The organism is Siphonobacter sp. BAB-5405 (assembly GCF_002872335.1).
Lineage (GTDB): Bacteria > Bacteroidota > Bacteroidia > Cytophagales > Spirosomataceae > Siphonobacter.
Genome location: NZ_NJAG01000137.1, coordinates 1 through 3,527, shown reverse-complemented (window position 1 = coordinate 3,527; position 3,527 = coordinate 1). Strand labels below are relative to the sequence as shown.

The following is a 3,527-nucleotide window of genomic DNA, read 5'->3' as shown; positions in this document are numbered from 1 at the left end:
CGCATCCGCCAGTACCTGTGCAGTGGTTGCTTCGAAAAGGGTGGCATTGCCCCGTGGCCCACCGTGCACAAATACTACGGAAGGATCCGTTTGGTTGCCATACGTTTTTTACGTAAAGTTGCTGAGCCTGGGCAGCCCAGGAAAAGGATACCAGTAACAGACTGGCAATCAGGGTTTGAATAGGGGGCATTATCGTACTTTTACAGGCAATATAGCCCGGAAGAAGCAGGAAAGTCAAAAAACAGCCGTTCTAATGACTAGCATCAACATCCGATTACGTAGACATTTTGATTCCATCCACGTTGCTTGCGTATCCCTTCATCCACTATACTCAATGCGACCTGAACCACACCAGAGGAAGCCCCGAAAATCGAATTCCGGGTTGGCTCCTTCTGAATTGCCGGTTAATCTGGTTCCGGTATCACTTGCCCAGGATCAGCCAGGATGCCCTACGATTGCCTACAAGCTTTGCAGAAAATCGTAAAATTCCTGCTTATTTCCCAGCTTCAGCTTCGCGTTAATGTTTTTGCGGTGCGTTTCTACCGTCAAATAGCTCAGACCCAACTCCTGAGCAATTTGCTCCGTTGTATTTCCGGCTTTCAGAGCCAGTACAATTTCATACTCCCGTTTGGTGAGTTGGTGCCGGAGGGCAAAAAAGTCTTTCACTGAACCTTCCTTACCGGGCTGATCGACCCGAAGGATGCGGTCGCCCGCCATAATTTTTTGCAGACTGAAAATCAATTCGGCAGCGGGTGTTGTCTTGGTTAAGTAGCCATCGACCTGGGCCGCCGCAAAGCGATTGATTTCCCTTTTCTGAGCGTACATACTGATGATGACAATACGCGGCTTAGGGAGTAAGGATTTTAGCTGGACCACGACCTCCAGCCCGTTCAGTTGGGGCATGTTGTAATCAACGAGTACTAAATCGGGCACTAGGGCCTGACAGGTATGCAGGGCCTGCCGACTATCATATACTTGCCCAATGACTTCAAATAGTCCTGATTCTTTCAAAATCAGGGCCAGTCCATCGTTGAACAGGTGATGATCGTCTACAATTATTGTTCGTATATTCATGGCTTGTATAGGTTTGGATTCTAGGTTCCCGATTCGTAAGGACGATTTCCGTAAGTTAATCTTTCATCGCCGTTTCCAGACTAACCAGCGTACCTCCCGAGCCCCCATCCAGCGTCAGTATTAACCCGGCCAGTTCGGCTCGTTTATACATATTGCGGATACCAATCCCGTTCGTTTTTTCATTTAACGTATATCCAATTCCGTCATCTTCGACTGTAATCCGTACGAGTTTTTTGTTCAGAAAGACCTGTACGACTGCCTCCGTAGCCTGGGAATGCTTGACTATGTTCGTTAACACCTCCTGTATAATCCGGTAGATCCCTTCCTGTTTCAGGGTTGACAACTGCCCGAGTTGACCTTCCGTGAAATCGTTATACACGAAGCAATAGCCGAGAAATCATTGAACCGCTCGATGAGATCTTCCAGCTTTTCATCCAGGGGCCGAAGATCATCCCTGACTAGATTATGGCTGAGCACGCGGGTTTCGCCGATGGCCTCCCGGATCAGCTCCTGAGCAGTAGTTACGTTAGGCTCCCTGAGATTCAGATACCCTAGAGCGGAAGCCAGCGTGTTGCCTAACTGGTCGTGCAGGTTACGTCCAATCTGCTCAATTTCCGTTTTCCGCAGGGTTTCCAAAGCCTGGTGGACGGACTGGATTTGTTGATTGGTCATCTGACGGCTCACGAGTTCTCTACGAAACAGAGCCAGAATTAAATACCCAAATAAAAACAGGTAGTAGATGGGCTGAACAACGCTGTAGTTCAGGATCGGCGTGTTGCCGAGATAGGTTTTGTAAAGCACCGGAACAAAAATCAGCGTGGAAGTAATGAACAGATATTTTTCCCGCTTTTCGATAAAACCCAGTACTGAGATGTAAAAGAGCCAGAGAATATTCAGGGTAGTAAGTAGTAAACTGGCCGCCGTAACGAATGCCTGAAGCGGTGGCCTAAGGGGAACTAGAAGCAGCCCCATGGGAATCAGATTAGCCACCACCAGCGTACGTATTGCGTAGCGATGCCCGGTCTGATAGATTCCCAGACTTCGGATGTATTCCGTACCGAAGCTATGAAACAGGGCGTTTGCCATGAAAATAATAAAAAGTCCAATTGAATTGGCCGTCAGGCTTAGCCGTGCGGGGAACGGAAAGGCATCAAAGAAATAGTTATAATTCAGCTGGCCCAGGGCAATGGGAAACATGTATACACCGAAGCAAATCAGCAATCGATGCCTGAAAATCACGCCGAGCGAAAAAACGGTAAACATGAAAAAGAAAACACTCGCCAGGGCCAGGAGCCGGATAACTTCCTCTTTTCATGGTTGATCATAAACGCTTTTTCCGTGGAAACGACCGGATTCAATTCATGGACGCCGGTGGTACGCCGGCTCCGCAAGAGCAATAGTAGACTATCGTGGGGAGCCAGTTCGAAAGGCAGGGCAAAATCCCGGAGCGGAATGGCTCGCTGTCCGAGCGGCATACCCCGGTCCAGTTTCCCCACGTATCGCAGCGAAAGCGAGTCCTTTCGCCCTACCCAGGCTTCGAGGGTATCGCAGCGATTGTGATCCAGATTCATCACCATTTTCTGGAGTTCATCCGTCGTATTCACCAGCGGTATGCAGATCCAGGCCTCCGGGCAACGATAGGCGGGTTCACTCATCGCTTCGCCCGTTTTTTATTTCGCCTGATGGAACCTTCAACGCTGCCAAAAAAGCGTAGGGAGTAGCGATAGTACCTGTATATACTACCATTCGCTCCTGAGCCACCAGGGTAGTCAACGGACGGTCGACCACTAGCGGTTCAGGCAAAGGGATGGCCTGCCCCCAGGCCGTATGAATCAGCCCGATCGCCAGGATCAGCCAGGCGACTCGACTCAGGATTGCTTTAGTAAAAGCGGATTGACAGGCGTACATGCTGTGGCAAAGATTACATAAACGAAAACGCCCGGCCATACCTGCCAGCAGGTAGAAGCCCGAAACAAAGAAACTTGACTTTTGATAGAAAAAGTAAGTTTCTACCTGTTAGCAGGTATGTTTTTGAGAAAAGAGCTGCTGTAGGTTTGTACCATAAAGATTAAAACGATACCAGTCCGGACCAGCTCCGGCTTACCGCTCACACATCCTAACAATTCCTACCTTTTACATCCCCTTTCTTTGATGAAACATCTGTACTTTTTTGGTCTGACTTTTCTGGGCCTGAGTGTGAGTAGTATGGGCCAGCAGCTTACTCAATCGGATAAGCTGCGAGTGCTGGAACTAAGTAAAGAATTCAGAACGGCGGAAGATCGCCGGATTCTGGAAATCAAGACCTATTTGCGAAGTCATCCCCATGTTCGTCAGTCGTACGTAGATGCTACGGGGGCTTACGTGTACCTTCATTCTGTCGATGCGGCGGGAAACCCACTGTATTACAAGACCCGCAGCAACATTGGATTGGCGAAATCCATCAAAACCGATAA

Annotated in this window: 7 protein-coding genes; 1 reads left to right on the top strand and 6 read right to left on the bottom strand. The window is 49.0% G+C overall.

Annotated elements, in window-relative coordinates; translation table 11 throughout:
- From BWI97_RS28785 to BWI97_RS26535, 6 genes are all read right to left on the bottom strand, one after another.
- On the bottom strand, nt 1–190 hold a 190-nt coding region (locus BWI97_RS28785), incomplete at its 3' end, for a hypothetical protein (RefSeq protein ID WP_233208077.1).
- 269 nt (nt 191–459) lie between these two features.
- Nucleotides 460–1,074: a response regulator transcription factor gene (locus tag BWI97_RS26550; protein WP_094808851.1), complete on the bottom strand. Its 615-nt coding sequence runs from the start codon at nt 1,072–1,074 to the stop codon at nt 460–462.
- A gap of 55 nt (nt 1,075–1,129) precedes the next feature.
- Entirely contained in the window at nt 1,130–1,417 is a 288-nt protein-coding gene (locus BWI97_RS26545) for a sensor histidine kinase (RefSeq protein WP_158242878.1), read from the bottom strand.
- Nucleotides 1,405–2,337 (bottom strand): hypothetical protein, encoded by a 933-nt coding sequence (locus BWI97_RS27520; RefSeq protein WP_146011078.1) that lies wholly within the window; start codon nt 2,335–2,337, stop codon nt 1,405–1,407. Before BWI97_RS27520 ends, BWI97_RS26545 begins: the two co-directional genes overlap by 13 nt.
- Nucleotides 2,310–2,729, bottom strand: a complete 420-nt coding sequence (locus tag BWI97_RS26540; RefSeq protein WP_102203446.1) for a 7TM-DISM domain-containing protein — start codon at nt 2,727–2,729, stop codon at nt 2,310–2,312. The genes BWI97_RS27520 and BWI97_RS26540 overlap by 28 nt, the downstream gene beginning before the upstream one ends.
- Nucleotides 2,722–2,982, bottom strand: coding sequence for a hypothetical protein (locus tag BWI97_RS26535; protein ID WP_146011077.1), 261 nt, complete (start codon nt 2,980–2,982; stop codon nt 2,722–2,724). Before BWI97_RS26535 ends, BWI97_RS26540 begins: the two co-directional genes overlap by 8 nt.
- A 243-nt stretch (nt 2,983–3,225) precedes the next feature.
- Here BWI97_RS26535 and BWI97_RS26530 point away from each other — a divergent pair.
- Nucleotides 3,226–3,527, top strand: a 302-nt coding sequence (locus BWI97_RS26530; protein ID WP_146011076.1) for a hypothetical protein, incomplete at its 3' end; no start/stop codon positions are given.

What these genes read in the sequence shown, in the direction of transcription:
- BWI97_RS27520 (WP_146011078.1), bottom strand. Translation starts at nt 2,337, where the DNA reads ATGTTTACCGTTTTTTCGCTCGGCGTGATTTTCAGGCATCGATTGCTG.
- BWI97_RS26535 (WP_146011077.1), bottom strand. Translation starts at nt 2,982, where the DNA reads ATGTACGCCTGTCAATCCGCTTTTACTAAAGCAATCCTGAGTCGAGTC.
- BWI97_RS26550 (WP_094808851.1), bottom strand. Translation starts at nt 1,074, where the DNA reads ATGAATATACGAACAATAATTGTAGACGATCATCACCTGTTCAACGAT.
- BWI97_RS26540 (WP_102203446.1), bottom strand. Translation starts at nt 2,729, where the DNA reads ATGAGTGAACCCGCCTATCGTTGCCCGGAGGCCTGGATCTGCATACCG.